Below are 21,665 nucleotides of genomic sequence, written 5' to 3'. Positions count from 1 at the left end.
TATTGTACCATAAAAAAACCTCTTTCGAGGCAAAATCATAGAAGAGCGACCGCGTTTTACTGGAAGTTTTTATGCGCTCCGGAATTTTTAAATTCCTGCTCGTTAAAAAAGAGCCGGACAAAAAGAAAACCCAGCTATATCGCTGGGTTTTTCTTAACAAATATTTACGCTTCGGAAGCAACTGGCTCGATCACAACTTGTTTGCGATCACGGCCCAGACGCTTGAAACGAACAACACCATCTGCAGTTGCAAACAGAGTGTCGTCTCCGCCTTTCATTACGTTCGCACCTGGGTAAATCTTTGTTCCGCGTTGACGAACGAGAATGTTACCAGCAGTAACGAATTGCCCGTCGCCACGTTTCACGCCCAGACGTTTGGAAATGGAATCGCGACCGTTCTTTGTGGAACCTACCCCTTTTTTCGATGCGAAAAACTGAAGGTCCAAGTTAAACAGCATGTTCATATCAGACACCTCCCTGCCATTTACGATCATTTACTTTTACGTATTTACCGTAATTCGCCTCAACCGACAAAAGAGCAATAACCATGCTCTCTGCCAAAAGCTGTTGTTTCTCGCGTGCAGTCTCATCATCCGAAGAAGAAAGACTCCACTTCAAGAACCCACCGCCTTCTTGTGCGACAGTGACATCAGGAGTGATGCCCGTCAAAGGTTGGATGGCGTTTAATATACCAAAGCTGATGCCTGATACAGCAGAACAAACGATGTCTGCCCCATAGGCACCCGCATTGGCATGTCCGGAAATACTAATTTCATGGATACCGTGCTGCGCACGGCTCACGATCACTTCAATCATAACAAGTCACCAATTAAGCGTTGATCTTCTCGATCACAACTTTGGTGAATGGTTGACGGTGACCTTGCTTGCGACGGTAGTTTTTCTTGGCTTTGTATTTGTACACGATAATTTTTGCAGCTTTACCGTGTTTTTCTACTTTACCAGTTACCGTTGCACCAGCTACTGTAGGAGCTCCTGCAGTAACTTTGCCGTCTTTGCTTACGAAGAGAACTTTGTCAAAAGTAACAACGTCTCCTTCGTTGCCAGCCAATTTCTCGATGAAGAGAACTGCTCCCTCTTCAACTTTGTATTGCTTTCCACCGGTTTCGATAATTGCGTACACTGTGTGCACCTCCTATACTCAGACTCGCCTTTACAGGTGCGTCGACGAGCGACGGCTTATGTACCTGATTCGTGCGGTTACAGTATGCACGAGGCATATCTGCATGACAACCATTAGGTTATCATAGATATAATAGCCCAGTCAAGTTATTTCGATTGTAAACGCTGTGCCTCTGCCCGATTTCCGACGTATCCAATTCGATACTCGTCTGGGCTCATAGAAGGGACAAGCTGCTTATAGACATGGACAGGCCATGTAATTGCTTCTGCCCTCTCCCACTCTTCGATCGTGTCCAGCAATCTTGGCGGCATGTCCACGAGAACAGCCTCCGCCTCTTGGCTCTTTGCCAATGCGAGGACTTCGGCGTACAAACGCCGGAACAGCTCGTCTACTCGCCAAACTCTCCCTCGACCCTTGCATGCCTCACATGGCTCCGTCAACCGCTCCATCAGGCTCGCTCGAACTCTTTTTCGCGTCATTTCGACTAATCCGAGCGAAGTCATTCCGAGAACAGTCGAAGGCACAGAGTCCTTCGCCAGCTCTTGTTTCAATCGCGTGATCACTCGCTCCTTATTGCTCTCTTCTTTCATGTCGATGAAATCAATGATCATGATGCCACCGATGTCTCGCAACCGCAGCTGCCGGGCAATTTCAGCTACCGCCTCCAGATTGGTTGCCGTCACTGCCTGCTCCCGCTGTTGCCCTCCCCCACCAGTGAAGGAACCAGTGTTTACATCGATGACCGTCATCGCTTCCGTCCTGTCGATGACCAAGGACCCTCCACTCTTAAGCGGCACTTGTCGATCACGAGCACGAATCAACTCCGCCTCGACACCCAAGAAGTCAAAGAGCGGTTGTTTCCCCTGATACCAGCGAAGCTTCTCTTGTACTTCCGGAGCAAAAGCTGCCAACGCCGCTTTTACCTGCTGATGAGTCGCCGCACCTTCTACCAACAATTCATCCATTCCGTTGGCCAAGCCATCTCGGAGCGCTACCTCGATCAATTCTGCATCCTGAAAAATCCGCCCGGTCGAGCGCAGTCCCTCCGCTGTTCGCAGCATGTCCTGCCAACGATTGCGCAAATAGGTCAGTTCACTAATGAGTGTCTGCTCCTCCGCTTCCGCTGCTTCCGTGCGCAGAATACAGCCTTCCCCTTGCTCTACTGTCGAAGAGATCACCTGTTGCAGTCGTTTCCGTTTTGTATCGTCGGATATTTTCCGCGAAAGCGATATGCTTGCTTCAGTCGGAAGGTACACCAGGTAACGCCCCTGCAAGCTGATCCGCATCGTGATTTTTGGCGCCTTCATTTCCATCGCCTCTTTACTCACTTGAACCAATACCTTTTGCCCTACGTGAACGCGTTCCGCAATACTTGGTTTCGCTGCTCCACCCGAGTCCACACCAATAGTGTCATCTACGTACAAATAAGCATTTTGACCTGTACCAATATCAACAAAGGCGGATTGGATGCCAGGCTTCACATCTGCGATCCGTCCTTGATAAATGTCACCAACGCTCGCTTGTGCCCCCACATCCTGTGTACGCCATTCCTGCAATTTCCCGTTTTCCAAAAATGCGATGCGGATGCTGCCACCTTGTGCACTGATCGCTACTTGCTTCACTGCCTTCACTCCTTATTTCCCGTGCAAGCATTGCCCAAAAGAAGGATAACCGGGCTCATAGGAAGTAATCTAACATAGCTACCAAGTCAAGGTAAAGGAGAGAAACCATGATTCATGCTGGTGATCTTAAAATAAGAGCATTATCCCCCAACGATACCGCTCACTTAGTCAAATGGCTTTCTGACGAGCGCGTTTTGGCCTATTATGAAGGTCGCGATCGGCCACATGACGAGTCTCTCGTGCAGCAAAGCTTTTTTCCGGAAGATGACGGTGAAACCCGCTGCCTGATTTTGCACACGGACAAACCAATTGGCTATGCGCAATTTTATCCGCTCGATGCCCCGGAAAAACAATTGTATGGGTATGCAAGAGACGACGTTGTCTACGGCATGGACCAGTTCATCGGAGAGCCTGCTTACTGGAATCGTGGAATCGGCACTCAGCTCGTTAAAGCCATCCTCCACTATCTCCAAACGGAAAAGCGTGTACAAAAAGTAGCGATTGACCCGCAAGCCTGGAATGAACGAGCCCTCCGTTGCTACGAAAAATGTGGCTTTCGAAAAGTAAAAGAGCTTCCTCTGCACGAATGGCACGAAGGAAGCATGCGTGATTGCTGGCTGATGGAATGGATCGCTCCTGCTGATTAAGGACCAAAGACTATAGGAGCTTGCCCACTGCGGCATCGTGCTTTTGCTCAAACAAAAGGGCATGCAAAAGCTGTTCCTCTGCCAAGAGACCCGCTCCTTGCACGTAGAAGAGATGGGAGCATCCCCTCCGCAGCTTGTGCGAGACAGCTAATACCGTTTCCTCGGGATGTACGCGTATCGCTTGAACAGCAGCTTCTTCTCGCTGCCGATCGTACTTTTCCACCAGGAAGCGAAAAAATTGATAAGGAAACCGTAAAAATGCCTGAATGTTCAACACCAATAAATAAATCCCGATAACTGCTATGTTGTACTTCAACTCCAAGCTGGACATCCCCACCATGATCCCTGCAAACAGCGTACTCCCTGTCATCGATATCATCGTTGCCTGCCTATACGACATAAACCAGCATAGAACAGCCAGCAAGATTCTCCCGCCATCCAACGGCCAGATTGGCAACAGGTTAAACAGCGCAATCGTCAAATTGCTTACCAAGAAAAAGCGGGCCCACTCTTCTGTCCATATCCCCATAAACCAAAACAAGTACGAGGCAGCCATCATCACCATATTCAAGAAGGGCCCTGCGAGTGCCACGACAATCTCATCCATTGGATCTGTTGCGTACGAGTCTTCCATTGTTGCTACTCCACCAAAGGGCAGAAGCTGCACTTCTTTTACGGTCCATCCGAGCTCTCGCGCCATCGCTACATGCCCCAATTCATGGATCAGCACGATGACAAACAACGTAATGACCTCCAAAAAATGGCCTGTCACCACGGACAAGCCAATCACCGCCCAAAATAGCAGATGAATGCGAAACCGAATGTCGAGCCAGCCTCCCCTACTCAAACGGAATCACTTCCAGAGGATTGACAAATTGCTCATTCACTTTCGCCCCTACATACAGATGACGTGATGTCTGATCCATTACCCGAGCGGTTCCTATGACTTTACCAGGTGTAAGAACCTCGTCCTTCGTCACCCCTATACTATCGAGATTGCCCAGCCATATTTCCCGCCCTTTGGTTAGACGAACAATCACTGTCGTCCCATAATCAGGCTTTTCTCCGACAAAAGCAACCCAGCCCGCTTCTCCGATCGTGATTTGATCGTTCATTCCCGTATTCAGGATCACATTTGCGCTCTCTGGATCATAGGATCTTACGATTTTCCAGCTACTAGGGAGCTTCCACACAGCACCTGCGTCCTTCGTTGTGCTCGTTGCTGGCACGGCAGGTGGATTGGTAGGTATCGAAGGAAGCATCGTCGGAATCGGACCAAATCTCGCTTCATACCAGTCCGCTACTCCTGAAAAATTAAAATCCCGTGTCATGACTTCCCTCGCGGAGCTTTTCCAAGAGGCAGGGATCAGCGTTGTTTGAAACAATACATAAGCAGCACCAATCAACAAGACAGATGCTAAAATTTGCACGCCCCACTTTTCATGGGACGGTGGCTGGTCCATCAGATCGTTTTCGCGCGGCGAGTAACTGAATGGGTTTGGCGTTTCTTCGATCGGATCTTTCCAATCATCGACGTACGGAGTATAGCTGTCTCGTGACTGTGTTCGGATTCGTTCCAAACGCTCCCGACGTCTTTCTTTTACACGATCTACTCTTTCAAACATGTCCATCCCTCCGCAGGCCAAGCCTTTAGTATCATCCTATGACTTGTCTACCTGCTTTATGACGACCGTCCCCGCTCTCCCATGCCCAGCGTATCAGGTGGAAACACGCAAAAAAGACAGTCTCCCTATTGAGAGACTGCCTTTGAATCGTTAATTTTACAGTTTAGTTACGCTAGCAGCTTGTGGTCCACGGCTACCTTGAACGATTTCGAACTCAACCTTTTGGCCTTCGTCAAGAGATTTGAAACCTTCTGACTGGATTGCGCTGTAGTGTACGAATACGTCGTCGCCACCCTCAACTTGGATGAAGCCGTATCCTTTTTCTGCGTTAAACCATTTTACGATACCTTGTTGCATGAAACAAAACCTCCCTGAACATTACGCCCCACGAGGCGAAAGAGTGTAGCGTTAACCTCTTTTTTACAGATAAGCCTTTTGCGTCAAGGAAAAAAAGTCATACGAATTGCGATTGACAATTGGTGACGTCACTCACAATACGTACGACTCCATACCAATCAATCAAACACTATAACTTGTAAAAATGGTTAACTTAGGATGATTTTAGCATAAGTATTTGCATTTGTCACGCATTTCGTGAGTATTCAAAAAGTCTTCTATTCAGCACCGAGAAAGTGGCGAGAACCTGAAGACTTTTTAAACAAACTCTTTAATCAAAACGCAACTTGTCCTTGCGCATCCCAATGTTGAGTACCACACCAATGATCAGGAAGTTGGTTACAAGCGAGCTCCCTCCGTAGCTAATGAACGGAAGCGGAATACCCGTAATCGGCATCAACTGAATCGTCATCCCGATGTTCTCAAAGATCTGGAAGGTGAGCATCCCTACAACACCCGCGACAACGTAGGCGCCGAACGGATCTTTTGCCTCCATGGCAATGCGGATCATTCTGTAAATCAAGACGAAAAACAAAATCATCAGCAAACCTGCTCCGACAAAGCCCAGCTTTTCTGCAATGACCGTAAAGATAAAATCGCTTTCTCCTACCGGCACCCATCCAAAGCTCGCTTGTGTCGGCGTATCAAGCCCTTTCCCGAACAGTTGCCCTGAGCCAATAGCAATCAATGCTTGTTTGAGCTGGAACCCTCGTCCCATCGGTTCAAGATCGGGGTTCATCCAAAAGACGATCCGATCCCATTGATATGGCTTGATAATCTTGAAAAAGATATCCTGCTTGTATTGATACAACAGTGTCATAGCGGCAAAAAAGCTGCCGACCAGTCCACCCATATACAATACATGCTTCATCCGTATACCACCAACGATTAGCATAGTGGCAAGCATACCCGTATAGACCATTGCGGTACCCAAATCGGGCTGAACCAAAATCAAAAGCAATGGTACGCCAACCAAGGCCATTACCGGAATCAGTTTGTAAAAGTAGTAAAAGCGGTCCGGATCGTTTGCCCTCTTGGACAAGAAGCGGGCCACCGTTATGATCGTGAACAGCTTCATCGGTTCAGAAGGCTGAAACAAGATAATACCAAGGTTATACCAGCTCGTCGTATTGTTAATAGGCTTCGTTTGAAATACCCCGATCAAAAGAATCAGACCGAGTGCATATAAGACATAAGCCATGTTGTGGAATAGGCGATAGTCAAATAGTAATGTCACACCCAGCACAATAAAGCCGATGACATACCAAAGGACCTGCTGATGTGCCTTATCTACACCTGCCGCAGAACCGGAAATCCCCAGATAGCTGAAGATACCTAGCCCTGCCAAAATCAAAATGATGGTCCAGTCAATTGTTTTTAAATGACGTTTTTCCAGGTCCATCCGTTTCCTCCTAGAAAACGTGACTCCCCTCTATAGGAAAGAAGGGAGCCAAGTATTACCTATTTTAATCCAAAGAATTTACGCATTTTGTGGAACACGCCCGCTTTTTCTTCCAATGGTTGCAATGGAACAGCTTCCCCCAAAAGGCGTCGGGCAACGTTCCGATAGGCGATGGAACCACGCGATTCATGGTTCATCACTGCCGGCTCACCTTGGTTCGCGGATTTAATGATATGATCATCATCCGGCACTACGCCAATTAAGTCAATGGCTAACAAATCCAAAATGTCTTCTACATCCAGCATGTCGCCATTTTTCACCATATGGGAGCGAACGCGGTTGATCACCAGCTTAGGCATTCCGATTTTTTCTCGCTCTAATAGGCCAATAATCCTATCAGCATCGCGCACGGCAGCTTTTTCAGGTGTAGTCACGACGATTGCTTGATCTGCTCCTGCCACCGCATTGCGGAAGCCTTGCTCAATACCCGCAGGGCAATCGATGATGACATAATCATATTCCCGCTTCAGCTGCGTAATGATTTCCTCCATTTGCTCAGGAGTTACCGCGGATTTGTCCTTGGTCTGAGCAGCCGGGAGCAATGCCAGATTTTCAAACCGCTTGTCTTTGATCAGAGCTTGTGGCAGTCGGCATGCGCCTTCGGCAACGTCTACCAGATCATAAATAATTCGGTTCTCAAGTCCCATGACTACATCCAGATTGCGCAAGCCAATATCGGTATCTACCATGCACACTTTTTGTCCCAACAATGCGAGCGCCGTTCCCAAATTGGCGGAAGTGGTCGTCTTACCCACGCCGCCTTTACCGGAAGTTATGACAATTCCTATCCCCACGTCCGTTCCTCCTCTTTCCCTCAACCCTCACGCTTTTTCTCACCCATTTCAGGGCGGATTCGCGACAAGTAGTTCATTTTCGCTACCAGCATGATCTCATTTTCCAGATAGGCAAATTCTGTGCCTCCAGAATTATTCGTCCATTCCTCACCCGGCTTGCTAATCACATCTGCAATCCGCAACTGTGTAGGACTCATGACTGCAGCCGCAATAATTACCTGTGAGTCACCGGAAATACCTGCGTGCGCGTACCCTCTGAGATGCCCCAGCACGTAAATGCTTCCTGTGCTGCGAACCGTCCCCCCGGGATTGACATCTCCCAATAAGAGCAAATCACCGTCAAACTCCAGAACTTGCCCAGAGCGTACCGTATTTACCTGTATGGAAAAATGGGTTTTCAGGCGTTCAGCCATAGCTTCTTCCCGCGTGATCAAATCAGATTCGATTGTATGGATCACCAGGTTGCCCTTTGTTCGAATAATTTGAGTCAACTGCTCTTGTTGCTCGGGTGAGCAGTATCGTTTTCCCAATTTTATAGATACCCGAATGAGTGGCCCCGACAAAATCTGTTGGTGGCTATGCTCTATTTTTTCACGCATATCGGCCAGCAGTTCGTCGAAGGAACAGGTATCATCCATAAAGAAGACGAGCCCCTCTTTAGTCCCTTTGATCGTGACCTTGCTTTTCACAGTCGTCACCGGTTTCACCTCGACCGATACCATTCGCCATGTAGAAAGATTTTTCCTGCTCTGCGTGAAAAAATTGCCGAATCGGGTCAGATGGTGGCGTTTTACAAGAGCTTGACTCGATTATTCGCTTGGGTTTAATTGCCCTGGACAACCATTGCGGTTACCTAGAGGAAGGTGGATTCGGTTTCGGAACCCCACCAGTAAGGACACCTGGATTCAGTTCATTGTAAGCTTCGAGCAATCGACGCGAGATCGGACCAGTAGCATCAGAACTGGATGTACCATCTCTCAAACTGTTCGGCGCAACGACGACGAAAACCAGTTGAGGATTTTCATAAGGTGCAAAGCCGACAACCAGTGCGTTTTCCGCTGGCTGCGACGTTTGTGCCGTACCAGACTTGGCTGCAACCGTGAAAGGCAACCCATTGAATCGTTGAACGGTACCACCTGGCTGAGTTACCAACCGCATCCCTTCTTTTACCACCTGAATATACTTCGGATCGATATCAACCCGGTTGAGCACTTCTGGTTCAATAACCGAGAGTGTTTGACCTGGTTTCTTCGGATCGGTAGTTCCTTTGCGAATTTCTTTTACAAGATGGGGGCGTACCCGATATCCTCCATTGGCAATGGTCGATACGTATTGCCCCAGCTGCATCGGCGTGAACAGATCATATTGACCGATCATCACGTCGGCCAAGTTCCCGAAGTACAAGTTCTGGTTTTCCCAACCGGTATGTTCATTCGGCAGATCCACACCCGTTTTCACACCAAGACCAAACTGGGCATTGTAGTAATCATAGACAGAGAACTGCTTCTCCCAGCCATCTTTCCCTTTTCTTGATAAACGAATCGCCATTTCGTACATATACGTATTGTTTGACACCTGCAAAGCACGACGAGCGTTAACAGGTCCATGACCACTTGCTTTCCAGTTGCGTTTATACGTGTTACCGACTTTCAAGCCGCCTCGGTCATAGATGACTTCGTTCGGTGTAGTCAGCCCCTCCTGAAGCGCAATCATGACAGACAGTGGCTTGTAGGTAGAAGCAGGTGGATACGGTGTATAAATGAAACGGTTTGATTCGTTCGGCAAAATAAGCGAGGCGTAATTCTCGTTGAATTTCTTGCGATCGTAATACAGATTCAAATTGTAGTCTGGATAACTCGCCATCGCCAATATTTCGCCCGTATTTGGATTCATTACCAATACGTGTGCGTCTTTAAATTCTTTTGGCGTAGAAGGACGCTTCTTGAATGCTTCAACCTCTTCTTTCAAGATGGCCTCTACCTTGCTTTGATAACGCCAGTCCATAGCCAAAACAAGATCGTTTCCAGGTTCAGGGTCTTGGCGCATCTGCTTCTCTACCGTCTCCGAATTTTTGTTCACGTGCACTTCCATAATCCCGTTTTTGCCGCGCAAATAACGTTCGTAGGAGCTCTCCAACCCGGTTACACCGACACGATCGATAGCGTTGTAGCCTTGTGCCTGATATTCTTTCAAGCTCTCAGGACGAATCGCGTTGATGTACCCGAGAAAGTGAGTACCAAATGCCGAACCATCAGGATCTTCGAAAATTTGGCGAACAGGCTCGAGCTCCACACTAATTCCCGGCAGCTCGGTTCGTCGTTCTTCAATTTGGAACATTTCCTGCTCTGTGATGTTGACCTTGACACGTCTCGGAATGTAGCTGGCCATCTGCGGTGAACGCATCTCCTGCAGCAAAGAGAGCTTGTGCCACTGAAATTGGCGTTGCTGCTCTGTCAACGGCAGTTTGATATCCATGTCGAATAACGAGGCATAGCGCAACAAATCCATGTCAGACTTATCTGCTAAGCCTTCGGGTGTTGGCAAAGCTCCGATCTGCTCCTTCACTTTTTTGGCGAGGTCATTGCGATCTTCCTTGTCCAATTTCAGAGCGAGGGTCATATTGGCGTTTATCGCCATTTTTAGCAGCTCGAAGTCCGAAGTGTTCGCTTCCGTAATAGCGGGTGTACCCGGCTTGGCAGCATTCAGTTTCTTAAAAAGGTCTGCTCTCTCCTTGTCATCAAAAGGAGAACGAACGCGCATCCCCAGATATACGGCCGTTTTTACCAGATCAAAATCAGACATCTGATCAACAGTCTCTACTTTGGGAACGGCTTTTAACTTCCCCGCAACCTTTGTCTTGAGATCGTTTGTTTCTTGCGCATTGAAAGCAACTGGCAAAGTTGATCTCAGTTCAATCGTCTTTTTTAACAGTTCCTTGTCCGTGCCAATTTTGCCGCCATCGGGGATAAGGATTTTTGCCAGGCGATCCGCGACTTTTTCTTCATCAATGTCCTGCCCTTGTTCTTCAACGTATTGAACGGTGTACACAGGCTTATTCGAAACGAGTACCTCGCCATTTTTATCCAAGATACGGCCGCGAGGAGCGGAAATCGGCAGTTCACGAATACTGAACTTTTCCAATTCATGCTTGTACTGCTCGCCTTCCACCAGCTGCACGAAGGCTAGCCGCAAAATAACGGCGGCGAAGAACAAAAATACAATCACAAACAATATATTGAGCCGAATAGGTATGTCTGATTTCGGTTCTTTGACTTCTTCCACGAACTCTCCTCTCCTTTGTCCTTACTGCATGTGCATTTCCTTCTTCGCCAGAATCTTGTTGCATACATTCTTGATCGGAAAGTATACCAGTAAGCCAAAAGCGAGATTAAACAGCACACTAGGCAAAATTTGATGCGTCAAAATCCATCGAACATCGAAGGGGGCAGCGGAAAACAAGCGGAATAACGAATACAATAGCCACTCATGTCCGAACAAAATCAGGAAGCTAGTAATGAAAACCATCCCGAATCCTCTCTGGAACAAAAGAACGATCATCCCTGCAAAGTAGCTGGCCACCATCATGGACATGGTATAGATTCCAATTAATTGCCCAAATAGGACATCTTGTAAAAATCCGAAGGCGATCCCGTAATACAAACCTTCGCGCCTGCCGAGATACATCGAAATAAAAATGCAGCAGACAAGCGCAAACCGGGGTACCGTCATCCAAGACAGACCCCATGTATCAGGTGAAAATACTTGCATCACAGTTCCTTCCAAAACAAACATAATCACGACGCCCAACGTCAATAAAAACCGAGCCATTACTGACCACCCCCGCTTGCAGGTGGAGCCGGAGGCACAGTTGTCTGTGTTTGTTTCTGGCCGGCTGGCTGTTGCGGGATCAATTCACCATTGGGAGCGATTGTGAAGTCTCGTTCCACAACCATGACTTCATTCAATTGTGAAAAATCAGCGCTTGGCTGGATGTAGGCGGTTTGAGTCAATCCGTAATCATCCGGTTGGACGCGAACAATATAGCCAATCGGCAAATTCCGAGGGACAACTCCTCCCAAACCTGATGAAATAACTTGCTGATCTTTTTTAATTGCCTGTCCCCAAGGGATTTTGCGCATGACGAGCAATCTTTCTTGCGGATCGTATTCTTCGATGACACCACTGACTTGACGGTACACAGGCTTGCCGTCGACTATCTGCTCCGTCAAAATATCCGCTGAGATATGGTCACGTCGCTCGTAGCTCGTCAACAATTCAACCGTGGCTGAAAAATTGGCAACACTCTGTACGCGCCCAATCATTCCTTTGGCTGTAATGACAGCCATATCCTTTTTGATGCCACTTTTTAATCCTTGATCGATGGTAACGACGTTGTTCCATGTATCAGGGTTTCTCGCCACAACTTCCGCAAAGTGAAGGTTGTAAGATCTAAGTGAATCTTTTGCCCCCACCATTTCTCGAAGGCGATCATTATCTGCCTTGAGTGTGTGCAATTCGGCACTTAAACGGGCGTATTGATCCAAGCTTGCCTTAAGCGCCTTATTTTCTTCATATACGCCGTACGCTTCTTCTATTTCCTGAAAAAAGCCAGAAACAGCCTGGGCAGGGCGATAGAAAAAGCCCTGCACCACGCTGAAGGTATCTTTAAAGAACATTTCTGGCCAGGTCAGGCTAACCCGTTCACGAGAAGTGAAGCCCACGACGGAGATAAGCAGGACCAAGCCTACAAGTACAATGATAAGCCGCTTATTCCCGAAAAACGACATGCCCTACCCTCCGTTTATTTACCCCGTTTTAGTCGGGAAGAGGTGATGCCTTGCTTGGATTTGAACAGGTGAATGTTCTCCAATGCACGACCTGTTCCAATCGCTACGCAATCCAGTGCGTTTTCCGCGACATGCACGGGCATACCCGTTTCCTTACTTAACAGGCGATCCATGTTACGCAAGAGCGCACCGCCGCCTGTGAGTACAATTCCACGATCCATGATGTCCGCCGCGAGCTCAGGCGGGCTTTTTTCGAGTGTTACCTTCACTGATTCCACGATAGCAGAAATGGTTTCCGCCAATGCTTCCGCAATCTCTGTGCTGCTTACCGAGAGCGTTTTTGGCAATCCGGTTACAAGGTCACGACCGCGAATGTCAACGTTTTCGACCTCATCAGGAGCAATCGCAGAGCCGATCTCCAACTTAAGGGTTTCTGCTGTCCGTTCCCCGATCATCAAGTTGTAACGGCGCTTGATGTACTGAATGATCGCCTCGTCCATCTCATCCCCGGCCACACGAATGGAGCGGGATGTAACAATCCCCCCGAGAGAAATGATTGCAACTTCTGTCGTACCGCCGCCAATGTCAACGACCATACTACCAGTCGGTTCCCACACTGGCAGGTCTGCACCGATCGCTGCTGCAAACGGCTCTTCAATCGTATATGCTTCCTTCGCTCCAGCCTGCTTCGTAGCATCTTCGACCGCGCGTTTTTCCACCGCAGTAATTCCCGAAGGTACACAGACCATTACGTTTGGACGACGTGTAAACAGCCCTTGATTTTTTTGTGCTTGATTGATGAAATAGCGCATCATTGTCGCAGTTGTATCAAAGTCAGCGATAACCCCGTCTTTCATTGGGCGAACCGCTACGATATTGCCTGGCGTACGACCGATCATACTTTTCGCTGCATTCCCTACTGCTTCAATGGAATTGTTATTAGTACGAATCGCTACAACAGAAGGCTCACGCACCACAATTCCTTTCCCTTTCACAAAAACAAGTGTATTGGCAGTGCCGAGGTCAATCCCCAAGTCACGTGTAAATCCACCAAACATAAAAAAACTCCTTCCAAATATTAATCCAAATGACAAGCATAAGAGAACCTCTTTCGAGGCCTCTCCAAGGTAGAGCGACCGCGTTTTTGTGGAAGGTTTTCACGCGCACAAGAATTCATAGACGTATCAATGATATGTCTTGTACGTAAAAACATGCTACAAGTACCCTTGCTCTTTGAGACTAACGTACTTGCCTTCCCCGATAATAACATGATCCAACAATGAAATCCCCACCAGTTCACCGGCGTCACGCAATGTATGCGTAATCGCGATGTCTTCCCTGCTAGGTGTCGGATCACCGCTCGGATGGTTATGTAGGCATATCACCGATGCGCTGCTACGACGGATCGCTTCTTTAAAGACTTCTCTCGGGTGTACGATGGAAGCGTCCAGGCTGCCTACAAAAATCGTCTGCTTGCCAATCACGTGGTTCTTGGTATTCAGAAAGAGACAGACAAAATGTTCCTGTGTCAAATGAGCAAGCTCTGGCGACATCAAATCAGCTACGTCCCGTGGTAAACGGATAGAAGCCCTATACTCTCGAGGCACTCCCATCAATCTACGCCCAAGCTCAAACGCAGCATGCAATTCAATCGCTTTGACTGGACCAATTCCTTTTAGCTCTGTTAACTCAGCATGAGAGGCTTGGGCTAAACCACGCAGGTCTCCAAACCTGGCTAACAAGCGCTGAGCCAGCTGATGAGCCGTCTCTTGTTCCCTGCCTGTCCGCAGTAAAATGGCAAGAAGTTCAGTATCAGACAGATGGACCGCTCCTTCGCGAAGCAGTCGTTCACGTGGACGGTCATAGTAAGGGACGTTTTTCAACAGCGTTTTGTTACAGGTATTTGTTGCCATTTTAATTCCGCCTCCAGCCTTATTCACATTATCGAAAACGGCTGACATGGAGATGTTCATGAGGCGTATGGCCGTCGCCGCTTGCTTCAAGCATGACAACTTTACAATATAGGCATCCCAAAACGTGTCAAAAGAGCAGACGTTAGGCCTAACGGAAGACCGACAACAGTGAAGTAGTCTCCGTTTATTCCTTCCACGATCGTGGCTCCAATACCCTGAATGGCGTATGAGCCCGCTTTATCCATCGGCTCACCTGTCGCAATGTACGACTTGATTTCTTGCTCGGTTAAAGCTCGAATTCTTACGTGTGTAAGACTATGTGAGACTTCCGCACGGCCTGTCTCCACATCTATCAAGGCGACTCCACTATAAACGGTGTGCTCTTGCCCCTGGAGCATGGACAGCATGCGATATGCATCCATTTCATCAACAGGCTTGCCCAGTATTTGGCCATCAAGAACGACTACCGTATCAGATCCTAAAACGACGCCTTCCGTCAAGCGAGAAGCCACTTCCTTGGCCTTGCGCAAAGACAATTCTTCTACTACTTCGCTCGCAGATAAATGCTCTGCTGTCGTCTCATCTACATCACTGGTGATGACGGTAAATGATAAGCCTAAAGTTTGCAGAAGCTCCCTTCGACGCGGCGAAGATGAAGCCAGAATGAGAGGAACATTTTTTTTCGTCATTTTTCAACCTACTTTATTCGTCGATGTATCCAAAATGCGAGGGCTAAGCCTCCGATACTGGCTAGATTTAGTTTTACCTGAAAGTTCAGTTCGTACTTCAAAATTTCTAAATCTGCCGCAGGCGACCAAGTAATCTCTTTGCTCTTGGTCAAAAAAGGTAGCCAGGGACTTAAAATCTCCCCGATAATGCTGCCAAACAAAAGTCCACTCACCAACAGAAACACGAGAGTAAGCGTTTCTTTCCCCATTTTCCCAACTCCCTTTTTATAAGGGATTCTCTTTTTGCCAAACATAAGTTTAGCAAATGGGGAGAAGCGAAACAATCCCTGATTGCTCTTGGTAGTTACTGTATAGAAAGAAAAGGCCTCCTGCAAGAAAACCTTGCGGAAGACCATATAAACATGCATTTATGTGGATGAACGAGCATTTTGAATCCAGCTGGCATAGCTCTCGAAAAAGGCAAGGACACCCGCCTGCACTTGCCACGCATAGGATTCAGCGCTTTCCACCTTTTTACCCGCGCTCGCTTCTGCCATTTTGTCCCTGGCTGCAAGCGCTTGATTCACCCCATTCACCATCCCATCTAGCAATGGCTTCCAGGCTTCTTTTGCTTCCAGTTTACGGCTTTCCTCCAGAAATTGGCGGTGAATTTCTTTTAATTCTGCTGTTTCTTTTGCCGTTGGCGATAGTTGACCCGTCGTAATGATCAGCCCTGATTGCGCTGAAAGTGTTTGGACGAGCTTGACTCCGTGGGTGAAAAATGCATTCACGTTAGGATCACCAGATGCGTTGGCAGCTTTTCCGACAGGGACAGACCCTTCAAAAGCGGGAAAGGAAAATTCTTTGACGTATATATCCATGCCTTTGTTTTTCAAGCTGGCAGCAAAGCCTAGCACAGCATCTCTTGTGGGAGCAGCAGCGGCAAACATGTACTGCTTGCTTGCGTCCTTATAAAGCAGATGAGGAATGCCGGCCTTCTCCAGTGGTTCTACAGCAGTTTTCGGCGATGCATCCGGCTGAAATACTCCTGCCTGTGCAACATACATGTTTACCGCTGGCAGTTGTAGCGCTACCGCAGTTTGACCCACTGCGTTACCATTCGTCGACGCACCTTGCGTTTGGTGACTTTCATTAGACAAAGCTGGACCTGTTACGCCATTTTTCCCAGCCGTTTGTTCAGGGCTTGCTCCTGGCGCGGTCAGTGTCTGAACCGTTTCACTCAGAACATTTCCGTACGACTCGGAAAACTCCTTTTGGGAAAAGACCGTTAAAACAAGAAATCCGAACAACAGGCCAATTGCTACAGCCCCACCTGTTGTTAAAGTCGTGCGCCAAAAGGGCCCCTTTGGCCATAACGCTGCGATTCGACTCATCGGACTATTCCTGTATGCCTTCTCTTCGGTATCCTCGAAGGAATAATCGGATTCATAGGAGGCGTTTGACGCCTGATCGAATTCAATATTCGGCTTTGTTTCTTCCGCCACGACTCCACGTAGCTGCATCATGCGTTCCCATGCTTCGTTGCCCTTCTCTTTAAACGGGTCAGTAAACGGTAAGGGAGGAGCTTGAAAACGAACGCGTGGGGTATCATCCTTTGGGGTGCGCTTTCTACCCGCTTCCTTTGGGATGTCGTCACGCTTTTCATCCCAGAACCTTCCATTCATTTTAACCGTCACACGACTTTTATTTTGTCCGCTCATACGCTTGCCCTCCTAGTCACAGGCTCTTTGTACTAGCATACGTTTGGCTCGGACGGGTTATGACTTCTATCTAGTGATTCTATCGAATTATTTCTACTACTATTCTCCATGCCAGTTCAAGAGGTTTCGCTCATAAACAAAAGGACAGCTAACCCAATTGTCACAAAAGGCGCAAACGGCACTTCGGATTTTATACTTCCTTTTCGTATCAGCAGCCAAACGAGAGACACGAGCAAGGCGACCAAGCTCGCAACCGTAAGAACAACTACAAAATCGCGAACCCCAAGTCCATAGCAAACGAGAGCGAACAGCTTCACATCCCCCATCCCAAGTGCGAGCGGCCTGTACCAGCTGATCCATCCAAACACCAGTAAACAGAGAATCGCATAGAATCCAGCCATCAGCCATTCCATCGGGGAAGAAAGAACATACTCCATAATCGAAATCAATACTAACCCTGCACCTAATGCACGATTAGGTATTCGTTTTTGACGCAAGTCTACCCATGATAGGTAAAGGCAGAGCCCGAATAATATCGCAGCGTTAGGCATTTTTTCTTCCCCCAGTCGAAAAAAGTCCTTAAAGGATATCTACCATTCTTGGGACAAAAAAACTGCCCAGAACGATTCTGGACAGCTTTCTCTATTTGCGATTTACGATCTCTTTTACGGATTCCAAGTGAACAAAAGACCTCCGTGGACGAGACCACCGCCAAACCCATACATCAGGATCGTATCCCCTGCTTTTACTTTGCCTTCCTTGATCCCCAAGGCGAGCGACAATGGGATGGTAGCCGCTGATGTGTTCCCGTAATGCGTCAGGCTGTACAATGTCTTATCGAGAGGGAACTGACTCTTCTCACAAATGGATTCAATCATGCGCAAATTGGCACTGTGCGGGATGAACCAGTCGACATCTTCGAGCGTCTTGCCCGCCCGGTTCACTACCTCCTGCATTCCCTTTGGAACAGTTGTTACTGCCCACTTGTACACTTCTCTCCCGTTTTGGACCATGCATCCATTCCCGCTCAATTCTCGTCCGTCCATATGCGTTGACAAGCCCGATCGATATACATGAATCCCACCATCCCCCTTTGAGCCTAAATAGGCGGACAAAAATCCAGGAGCTGTAGGGTCCTGCTCAACTAGCACCGCACCTGCTCCATCCCCGAACAGGATGCACGTAGTACGATCCGTGTAATCAGTTACTTTTGTTAGCGTTTCTGCACCTACCACCAACACTTTGCGATGCAAACCAGAGCTGATGAGCGCATTTGCCGTATGAAGGGCGTACGTAAATCCTGCACAGGTAGCGGAGAGGTCCATGGCTCCCGCCTGTTCGACTTGAAAATGCGCCTGGATTTTACTTGCGACACTTGGGAATGGATAGTCTGGCGTACTGGTCGCCACCAAAATCATATCGACATCACGGACATCCTTCCCGTAATTCGCGATCATATCGTGGATAGCAGCGATAGCCAGATCACTCGTAAATTCATCTTCCCTTGCCATCCGGCGCTCATGAATACCCGTCCGTTGCAAAATCCACTCATTCGATGTATCCACTAGCTTTTCCATATCTGTATTGGTAAGAACGCGACTCGGCACATACGTACCGATGGCGGTAATTCGCGACTTGAAGGGGCTTGCATTTGTCATCATCGGTTCATCACCTTCCGTATTTCATGATCTGATTATAACACCAGATATTAGTATCTGGTACTAATTTTTTTTAGAATAATGGCATTTTGGTTTGAGTCAACATAGGGGAGGAGAAGAAAAAGCACAGTTCTCTTCGACTCTGACACGCCAGCAGGGGGGATTCACCGGGCGTCTCCACTGCAAAAAGGGGACCGTCGAGCCAAAGCCACCCTACGGGCGGAAGTCTCTCAAGGGAGAAGTGTTCGACAAGCGTGGTCCCCTTTTTGCAGTTCCGACTGGGTAGGCGTTGTCAAGGTCTGCGAGCCCTGTGCTTTTTCTTCTCACCAGCTTGGTTGGTTGGTTTATCGATGCCTTTTAAAATATAGGTAGATCATTCTTAGCAGTATTACACCAAAACTTTCCCATAAAAAATAAAAAGACTTGAAACCCGTAGGTTCCAAGTCTTCATACGTCTTTATCCGTTATTTTTCTAGCTTTTCAGCCAGCCAGTAAGCGGATTTCCAAATATCTCCCGCACCCATTGTCAACACGAGATCGCCCTCTTGCAATCCTTTGAAGACATGCTCTTGCATTTGTTCCTTCGTCGGAATGTACTGCGCACGCGGGTGGCTGTTGGTGCGGATTTTTTGCACCAATACCTCGGAGGTTACTCCTTCAATTTTTTCTTCTCCCGCTGGGGAGTAGATATCCGTGATGATCACTTCGTCTGCTTCTGTAAAGGCACGGCTGAATTCATCCATGAGGAAATACGTGCGTGTGTAGCGTTGTGGTTGAAACACTGCAATCACACGTCTGCCGGATGCCCTTGCCCCGCTTAGTGTGGCGATAATTTCCGTCGGATGATGCGCGTAGTCGTCTACGACCAGGACTCCTCGTGCATCCCCGATAATTTGAAATCTGCGCTTGGCACCGCTAAAAGTAGACAGTGCCTGTGCAATTTTATCAAAGGAAAGGCCAATATCCAGACAAACAATGATCGCAGCCAGTGCATTTGCAATATTATGCTTGCCTGGGACTACGAGACACAATTCACCCAATCGCTCATCCTTGTGATAAATCTGACACGTGCTGCAACGATCTCCACATTCAATCGAAGTGGCAGAAAACTGTGCTTGTGCCACAAAGTTCGGATCGACTGCATACGTCACGACCGTTTTTTCGACGGACGGCATGACTTCACGCACATGTGGATCATCGATGCACAGGATCGCCTTTCCATCCGGTTTGAGATGGCTCAAAAACTGGACGTACGCCTGTTTCAAGTTGTTGAAGTCGCCATCGAAATGCTCCAGATGATCTGGTTCGATGCTCGTCACAATTTCATACATCGGTCTGTATTCCAAGAAAGAACCGTCGCTCTCGTCTGCCTCGGCAATGACATAGTCACTGGCACCCGCCTTTGCGTTAGTACCAGCACTCATCAATTCACCACCAATGATGAAAGTCGGGTCTACACCACACTCTTCCAGCACGTGAGAGATCATCGATGTCGTGGTTGTCTTGCCGTGTGCTCCGGCTACTGCTACTCCTGTGCGTTCATTCAATATGCGAGCAAGCATTTGGGAACGGTGCATGACCGGAATTCCTAGTGCTTGGCCTGCGATCACCTCAGGATTGTCTTTGGAAATACTGGTGGAGTATACGATGCTGTCTGCTCCCTCCACGTGGGCAGCATTATGGCCAATATGAATGACCGCCCCTCTTGCTTCCAGCTTTTTCGCCAAATCATTCATGGCGACATCGGAGCCGGTTACCTTGTATCCAAGGTCGATCAAGACGCGGGCAATGGCACTCATGCCATAACCGCCGATGCCCACAAAGTGGACGTGTTGGGCCTGATCCACCCTATTCACCTGCCTCTTCTACTATAGTGGGAAAGAATGCGCGTACTTGGGCGATGAAGTAGAGCGAACCGCAGACGACCAACCAGTCATCCGCCTTCGCTGATTGCTTCTCCCGCATCCAAGAAAGGAGAAACGCCCGCCAGTCTGGGACAGCATCGAGAAACTCTCGCTCCCAGCCACCGGCTAAAAACGACTCTTGTAAGCTATTGGCTTCGGCTGCACGCGGGAAGTCAAAGGTTGTCACATGCAGCTTTTTGATTTTTGACTTTACTGGAACAAGCGACTCTGCCATTTTGGCTAGCGGCTTATCTGCCAATCCAGAAAAGAGCAAATGCAACTGTACTCCATCCGGTAACAACCGATCCAGACTGCTTACAAGTGCCTCCATTCCTTCCTGATTGTGTGCCCCATCCAAGATAACCATTGGTCTTGGAGAGATGACTTCTAGACGACCAGGCCAACGCGTTTGTTGCAAACCGCGAGATATTTCTTCTTCCTCCAGCAAGAAAGAGAAGTAATTTCGCAGGACATCGATGGTCATTAAAGCAACGGCTGCATTGGTTGTTTGGTGAATGCCATTCATGGTAAGACGGTAGGATGCTTCTTCACGACGGTGAATGCTTCTGTAACGAAACTGTTGGTCACCCAGCTGCTCCTGTACCTGTTCTGCCTGAAAATGCTCACCTATATGGTATAGCGTACTCTTCGTTTGTCTCGCGCGCTCCTCAAAAATCGCGAGAAGTTCCGGCCTACCCTCACCCGTGACGACGGGAACACCCGGCTTGATAATCCCCGCTTTTTCCCGGGCAATTTCTTCCAGGCTTTCTCCCAACACTTGTGTATGGTCCATGCCGATATTCGTGATGACTGAAACAAGCGGAAGGACGACGTTCGTCGAATCCAATCGCCCGCCTAGTCCTGTTTCCCATACGACTACCGCTGGTCTCGCCACTCTTGAAAAATAAAGAATGGCGATCAGCGTAATCACTTCAAATTCGGTAGGAGAACCGAACTCTGTTTCTTGTTCGCATCGTTGCACCCATACCTTGACTTCATTCACCAGCTGCAATAGGTCTTCTTCCGCGATCATGCTGCCGTTGTAACGGATACGTTCACGGAAATCAACCAAATAGGGAGAGGTAAATGTACCTACACTATATCCGGCTTCCATCAGCATTTGCGTCAGGAATGCGCAGGTTGATCCTTTTCCATTGGTGCCAGCCACATGAATAAATGGGATTCTCCGCTCAGGATGTCCTAGTTGCTCTAATACCCACTGCATTCTCTCAAGCCCCGGCCGCTGACCGAACCTGAGCAGTCCATGCAGCCAATCGAGCGCTTGCGTGTATTCTACAAACCCTTCTTCTGCATGCATACCACAATG

At 48.2% G+C, this 21,665-nt stretch carries 23 protein-coding genes and 1 other annotated feature; of the genes, 1 reads left to right on the top strand and 22 read right to left on the bottom strand.

Annotated elements, in window-relative coordinates; genetic code table 11:
- Positions 1 to 164: 164 nt before the first annotated feature.
- From rpmA to C7R94_RS13050, 4 genes are all read right to left on the bottom strand, one after another.
- Positions 165 to 458, bottom strand: coding sequence for a 50S ribosomal protein L27 (gene rpmA / locus C7R94_RS13065; RefSeq protein ID WP_005832382.1), 294 nt, complete (start codon positions 456 to 458; stop codon positions 165 to 167).
- Positions 459 to 465: 7 nt separating this feature from the next.
- Complete coding sequence (locus tag C7R94_RS13060; RefSeq protein WP_106781741.1) at positions 466 to 816, bottom strand: ribosomal-processing cysteine protease Prp; 351 nt, start codon at positions 814 to 816, stop codon at positions 466 to 468.
- A 13-nt stretch (positions 817 to 829) separates the two neighbouring features.
- Positions 830 to 1,141 carry a 50S ribosomal protein L21 gene (gene rplU / locus C7R94_RS13055; protein WP_047072807.1) on the bottom strand — a complete coding sequence of 104 codons (312 nt, stop codon included), beginning with the start codon at positions 1,139 to 1,141 and terminating at the stop codon, positions 830 to 832.
- A 10-nt stretch (positions 1,142 to 1,151) separates the two neighbouring features.
- Positions 1,152 to 1,230 (bottom strand) — a sequence feature (ribosomal protein L21 leader region).
- Between the two features lie 57 nt (positions 1,231 to 1,287).
- On the bottom strand, positions 1,288 to 2,763 hold the full coding sequence (locus C7R94_RS13050; RefSeq protein ID WP_106781738.1) for an Rne/Rng family ribonuclease: 1,476 nt from the start codon (positions 2,761 to 2,763) through the stop codon (positions 1,288 to 1,290).
- Between the two features lie 107 nt (positions 2,764 to 2,870).
- Here C7R94_RS13050 and aac(6')-35 point away from each other — a divergent pair, with 107 nt between their 5' ends.
- Positions 2,871 to 3,410: an aminoglycoside 6'-N-acetyltransferase AAC(6')-35 gene (gene aac(6')-35, locus C7R94_RS13045; protein ID WP_106781736.1), complete on the top strand. Its 540-nt coding sequence runs from the start codon at positions 2,871 to 2,873 to the stop codon at positions 3,408 to 3,410.
- Between the two features lie 10 nt (positions 3,411 to 3,420).
- On the opposite strand, the gene C7R94_RS13040 is transcribed toward aac(6')-35, so the two are convergent.
- The 18 genes from C7R94_RS13040 to C7R94_RS12950 all read right to left on the bottom strand — a co-directional run bounded on the left by C7R94_RS13040 (position 3,421) and on the right by C7R94_RS12950 (position 21,656).
- Positions 3,421 to 4,257, bottom strand: coding sequence for a M50 family metallopeptidase (locus C7R94_RS13040; RefSeq protein ID WP_106781734.1), 837 nt, complete (start codon positions 4,255 to 4,257; stop codon positions 3,421 to 3,423).
- Positions 4,250 to 5,035 (bottom strand): M23 family metallopeptidase, encoded by a 786-nt coding sequence (locus C7R94_RS13035; RefSeq protein ID WP_106781732.1) that lies wholly within the window; start codon positions 5,033 to 5,035, stop codon positions 4,250 to 4,252. The genes C7R94_RS13040 and C7R94_RS13035 overlap by 8 nt, the downstream gene beginning before the upstream one ends.
- A 156-nt stretch (positions 5,036 to 5,191) precedes the next feature.
- A complete protein-coding gene (locus C7R94_RS13030) occupies positions 5,192 to 5,392 on the bottom strand; it encodes a cold-shock protein (protein ID WP_005832370.1) in 201 nt (66 codons plus the stop codon).
- A 310-nt stretch (positions 5,393 to 5,702) separates the two neighbouring features.
- On the bottom strand, positions 5,703 to 6,833 hold the full coding sequence (locus C7R94_RS13025; protein ID WP_106781730.1) for an FtsW/RodA/SpoVE family cell cycle protein: 1,131 nt from the start codon (positions 6,831 to 6,833) through the stop codon (positions 5,703 to 5,705).
- 59 nt (positions 6,834 to 6,892) lie between these two features.
- Entirely contained in the window at positions 6,893 to 7,687 is a 795-nt protein-coding gene (gene minD, locus C7R94_RS13020) for a septum site-determining protein MinD (RefSeq protein WP_012685557.1), read from the bottom strand.
- Between the two features lie 20 nt (positions 7,688 to 7,707).
- A complete protein-coding gene (minC, locus tag C7R94_RS13015; RefSeq protein ID WP_106781727.1) occupies positions 7,708 to 8,385 on the bottom strand; it encodes a septum site-determining protein MinC in 678 nt (225 codons plus the stop codon).
- Positions 8,386 to 8,536: 151 nt separating this feature from the next.
- Positions 8,537 to 10,969 carry a peptidoglycan D,D-transpeptidase FtsI family protein gene (locus C7R94_RS13010; RefSeq protein WP_106781725.1) on the bottom strand — a complete coding sequence of 811 codons (2,433 nt, stop codon included), beginning with the start codon at positions 10,967 to 10,969 and terminating at the stop codon, positions 8,537 to 8,539.
- Positions 10,970 to 10,990: 21 nt separating this feature from the next.
- A complete protein-coding gene (gene mreD, locus C7R94_RS13005) occupies positions 10,991 to 11,515 on the bottom strand; it encodes a rod shape-determining protein MreD (protein ID WP_047072820.1) in 525 nt (174 codons plus the stop codon).
- Positions 11,515 to 12,474, bottom strand: a complete 960-nt coding sequence (gene mreC / locus C7R94_RS13000) for a rod shape-determining protein MreC (RefSeq protein ID WP_047072822.1) — start codon at positions 12,472 to 12,474, stop codon at positions 11,515 to 11,517. The genes mreD and mreC overlap by 1 nt, the downstream gene beginning before the upstream one ends.
- A gap of 14 nt (positions 12,475 to 12,488) precedes the next feature.
- Positions 12,489 to 13,532, bottom strand: a complete 1,044-nt coding sequence (locus C7R94_RS12995) for a rod shape-determining protein (protein WP_016739188.1) — start codon at positions 13,530 to 13,532, stop codon at positions 12,489 to 12,491.
- 156 nt (positions 13,533 to 13,688) lie between these two features.
- On the bottom strand, positions 13,689 to 14,387 hold the full coding sequence (gene radC / locus C7R94_RS12990; RefSeq protein ID WP_047072826.1) for a RadC family protein: 699 nt from the start codon (positions 14,385 to 14,387) through the stop codon (positions 13,689 to 13,691).
- Between the two features lie 101 nt (positions 14,388 to 14,488).
- Positions 14,489 to 15,076, bottom strand: coding sequence for a Maf family protein (locus C7R94_RS12985; protein WP_047072828.1), 588 nt, complete (start codon positions 15,074 to 15,076; stop codon positions 14,489 to 14,491).
- Positions 15,077 to 15,084: 8 nt separating this feature from the next.
- Positions 15,085 to 15,324: a DUF4321 domain-containing protein gene (locus C7R94_RS12980; RefSeq protein WP_007726664.1), complete on the bottom strand. Its 240-nt coding sequence runs from the start codon at positions 15,322 to 15,324 to the stop codon at positions 15,085 to 15,087.
- Between the two features lie 159 nt (positions 15,325 to 15,483).
- The gene (locus tag C7R94_RS12975) at positions 15,484 to 16,776 is read right to left on the bottom strand and encodes a hypothetical protein (RefSeq protein WP_106781722.1); all 1,293 of its coding nucleotides are present in this window, start codon (positions 16,774 to 16,776) and stop codon (positions 15,484 to 15,486) included.
- Between the two features lie 116 nt (positions 16,777 to 16,892).
- Positions 16,893 to 17,327 (bottom strand): prepilin peptidase, encoded by a 435-nt coding sequence (locus C7R94_RS12970; RefSeq protein ID WP_106781720.1) that lies wholly within the window; start codon positions 17,325 to 17,327, stop codon positions 16,893 to 16,895.
- Positions 17,328 to 17,441: 114 nt separating this feature from the next.
- Complete coding sequence (locus C7R94_RS12965) at positions 17,442 to 18,437, bottom strand: ketoacyl-ACP synthase III (protein WP_106781718.1); 996 nt, start codon at positions 18,435 to 18,437, stop codon at positions 17,442 to 17,444.
- A gap of 461 nt (positions 18,438 to 18,898) precedes the next feature.
- Entirely contained in the window at positions 18,899 to 20,281 is a 1,383-nt protein-coding gene (murC, locus tag C7R94_RS12955) for a UDP-N-acetylmuramate--L-alanine ligase (RefSeq protein WP_106781714.1), read from the bottom strand.
- A gap of 1 nt (position 20,282) precedes the next feature.
- A complete protein-coding gene (locus C7R94_RS12950; RefSeq protein WP_106781712.1) occupies positions 20,283 to 21,656 on the bottom strand; it encodes a bifunctional folylpolyglutamate synthase/dihydrofolate synthase in 1,374 nt (457 codons plus the stop codon).
- Between the last annotated feature and the right edge of the window lie 9 nt (positions 21,657 to 21,665).

It is taken from the genome of Brevibacillus sp. NRRL NRS-603 (assembly GCF_003013445.1).
Taxonomy (GTDB): domain Bacteria; phylum Bacillota; class Bacilli; order Brevibacillales; family Brevibacillaceae; genus Brevibacillus; species Brevibacillus formosus.
The sequence above is the reverse complement of the archived record's forward strand: the minus strand, read 5'-3'. Positions and strand labels throughout refer to the sequence as shown.

Excerpts from the sequence above, each read along its gene's own strand:
- C7R94_RS12995 (WP_016739188.1), bottom strand. The coding sequence starts at position 13,532 with ATGTTTGGTGGATTTACACGTGACTTGGGGATTGACCTCGGCACTGCC.
- C7R94_RS12950 (WP_106781712.1), bottom strand. The coding sequence starts at position 21,656 with ATGCATGCAGAAGAAGGGTTTGTAGAATACACGCAAGCGCTCGATTGG.
- rpmA (WP_005832382.1), bottom strand. The coding sequence starts at position 458 with ATGCTGTTTAACTTGGACCTTCAGTTTTTCGCATCGAAAAAAGGGGTA.
- mreC (WP_047072822.1), bottom strand. The coding sequence starts at position 12,474 with ATGTCGTTTTTCGGGAATAAGCGGCTTATCATTGTACTTGTAGGCTTG.
- C7R94_RS13035 (WP_106781732.1), bottom strand. The coding sequence starts at position 5,035 with ATGTTTGAAAGAGTAGATCGTGTAAAAGAAAGACGTCGGGAGCGTTTG.
- C7R94_RS12985 (WP_047072828.1), bottom strand. The coding sequence starts at position 15,076 with ATGACGAAAAAAAATGTTCCTCTCATTCTGGCTTCATCTTCGCCGCGT.
- C7R94_RS12975 (WP_106781722.1), bottom strand. The coding sequence starts at position 16,776 with ATGAGCGGACAAAATAAAAGTCGTGTGACGGTTAAAATGAATGGAAGG.
- C7R94_RS13025 (WP_106781730.1), bottom strand. The coding sequence starts at position 6,833 with ATGGACCTGGAAAAACGTCATTTAAAAACAATTGACTGGACCATCATT.
- radC (WP_047072826.1), bottom strand. The coding sequence starts at position 14,387 with ATGGCAACAAATACCTGTAACAAAACGCTGTTGAAAAACGTCCCTTAC.
- C7R94_RS12965 (WP_106781718.1), bottom strand. The coding sequence starts at position 18,437 with ATGATGACAAATGCAAGCCCCTTCAAGTCGCGAATTACCGCCATCGGT.
- C7R94_RS13060 (WP_106781741.1), bottom strand. The coding sequence starts at position 816 with ATGATTGAAGTGATCGTGAGCCGTGCGCAGCACGGTATCCATGAAATT.
- C7R94_RS13030 (WP_005832370.1), bottom strand. The coding sequence starts at position 5,392 with ATGCAACAAGGTATCGTAAAATGGTTTAACGCAGAAAAAGGATACGGC.
- C7R94_RS12980 (WP_007726664.1), bottom strand. The coding sequence starts at position 15,324 with ATGGGGAAAGAAACGCTTACTCTCGTGTTTCTGTTGGTGAGTGGACTT.
- C7R94_RS12970 (WP_106781720.1), bottom strand. The coding sequence starts at position 17,327 with ATGCCTAACGCTGCGATATTATTCGGGCTCTGCCTTTACCTATCATGG.
- mreD (WP_047072820.1), bottom strand. The coding sequence starts at position 11,515 with ATGGCTCGGTTTTTATTGACGTTGGGCGTCGTGATTATGTTTGTTTTG.